We start from the raw sequence: 2,096 nt of genomic DNA on the forward strand, positions 1-2,096 counted from the left end.
CGCTCACCTCGACACTGCCAGTGTCGCGCTCTAGCCAGATGAGCTAATACCCCGTCATTTTCCCGCGTGGGCGGGAAAACGTATATTACTCTTGATTGAGAGTTACGCGTTTGAAGTCTGTGATAACCACGTTGGCTTTCTTGAGGATATCCTTCACCAGTTCCTTGGATTCAGACATGATATACTGTTGCTCCACGAGGGTGGATTCCTTCAAGAACTTCTGCAGACGGCCTTGGGCAATCATCTCAATCTTCTTCATATTGAGGTTAGCCTCTGCCTGAGCAGGAACTTCCGCGCGGATCTTACGAGCTACCTCAGCCAGTTCGGCGGTCAGCCAACCCTTAGCCATGTTAGACTCAATATGATCGTCGCTGTCAGCGTGAGCAGGATTGATACCGGCCTTACGCAGTTCGTTCTCAACGGCTTTATTGATCTCGTCTTGTTTGGTCTTATCTACAGCGATAGCCAACTCTTTGTCCTTCACTTCTTGTGCTACATGGTCAGCATCCAAAGCAACAGGGCTCATGGAAGCCACTTGCATGTTCACACCGTGAACGGTTTCTTGGCAAGCGTCAGCGCTATCAGCAGCAACCAACGAAGAGAGTTTGTTACCAAGGTGGTTATAAGCATCTACCTTCGGAGCTTTCAGGAAAGCGTAATCGCTCAGTTCCATCTTCTCACCGGTAACACCACTACGCTCGGTAACGAGGTCTTGTGCGGTGAAATTGCCAATCTTAAGGTTCTTAAGGTCCTCAAGAGTAGCGGGTTTAGCCTCCATAGCAGCATCCAAGATCTTCTTGACCATAGCCACGAAGTCTGCATTCTTAGCCACGAAGTCAGTTTCGCACTTAACGCCAACGATAGCACCAAAGCCGTTCTCGGCTTTCGCTAAGACGCAACCTTCAGAAGCCTCACGATCACTACGCTTAGCAGCAATCGCTTGACCACGTTTACGGAGTAAGTCTTTTGCTACCTCGAAATCGCCATTGGCTTCCTCGAGGGCTTTCTTGACGTCCATCATTCCTGCGCCTGTCATGTCGCGCAGTTTTTTAATATCAGCTAATGTAACAGCCATTTTTTTTAATAGTTTAGAGTTGAGAGTTTAGAGTTTAGAGTAATTATTCGGCTTTTGCCTCTTCTGCGGGAGCCTCAGCAGGAGCCTCTACGGGAGCCTCTACGCTGGCTACTTTCTCAGGAGCAGCTTCGGCGGTAGCTTTGCGAACACGGGTACGACGCTCTTTAGCAGCGGGAGCTTCCTTTGCAGGAGCTTCTTCTTGTTGAGCAGCAGCATCCTCGTCAGCCTTCTCTACCTTACGCTCTTCCAGACCTTCGTTGATAGCAGCAGCAACGGCATTGAGGATAACCTCGATGGACTTGGTTGCATCATCGTTTGCAGGAATAACGAAATCGATGTTCGAAGGATCCGAGTTCGTATCTACGATACCGAATACAGGAATACCCAGACGGTTAGCCTCAGCAACAGCAATGTGCTCTTTCATTACGTCCACAACGAACAAAGCGCTCGGCAGACGAGTAAGGTCAGCGATAGAACCGAGGTTCTTCTCCAGTTTCTCACGTTGACGGGTGATTTGCAGTTTCTCACGTTTGGAGATGTTATCAAACGTACCATCGGTCATCATCTTATCGATGTTAGACATCTTCTTGACAGCCTTACGGATGGTGGGGAAGTTGGTAAGCATACCACCGGCCCAACGCTCGGTGATGTAAGGCATTGCGATCTCTTGAGCCTTGGCAGCAATAACCTCTTGGGCTTGCTTCTTCGTACCAACGAAGAGAATCTTACGACCGCTCTTAGCGATGTTCTTCAAAGCCTCAGCAGCTTCGTCAATCTTAACAGCTGTCTTGTTTAAGTCGATGATGTGAATGCCATTGCGCTCAGCAAAGATATAAGGAGCCATGGCAGGATTCCATTTACGTTTGAGGTGACCAAAGTGGCAACCGGCCTCAAGTAATTGATCAAAATTTGTTCTCATTTGTTTTTAAGTTTGGCATTCTGCTAGTAGGTTCCGGAAAGACCGGGACATCTAGCAAAATTAAATAAATATTAACGTTTACTGAATTGGAAGTGTCTACGA

Annotated in this window: 1 protein-coding gene and 1 pseudogene; both read right to left on the reverse strand. The window is 48.0% G+C overall.

The window, feature by feature from the left end:
• Positions 1-85: 85 nt before the first annotated feature.
• A complete protein-coding gene (gene tsf / locus MJZ26_14965; protein ID MCQ2107078.1) occupies positions 86-1,075 on the reverse strand; it encodes a translation elongation factor Ts in 990 nt (329 codons plus the stop codon).
• Between the two features lie 250 nt (positions 1,076-1,325).
• A pseudogene (gene rpsB / locus MJZ26_14970) lies at positions 1,326-1,994 on the reverse strand (30S ribosomal protein S2).
• Positions 1,995-2,096: the final 102 nt, after the last annotated feature.

This window comes from Fibrobacter sp. (assembly GCA_024398965.1).
Lineage (GTDB): Bacteria > Fibrobacterota > Fibrobacteria > Fibrobacterales > Fibrobacteraceae > Fibrobacter.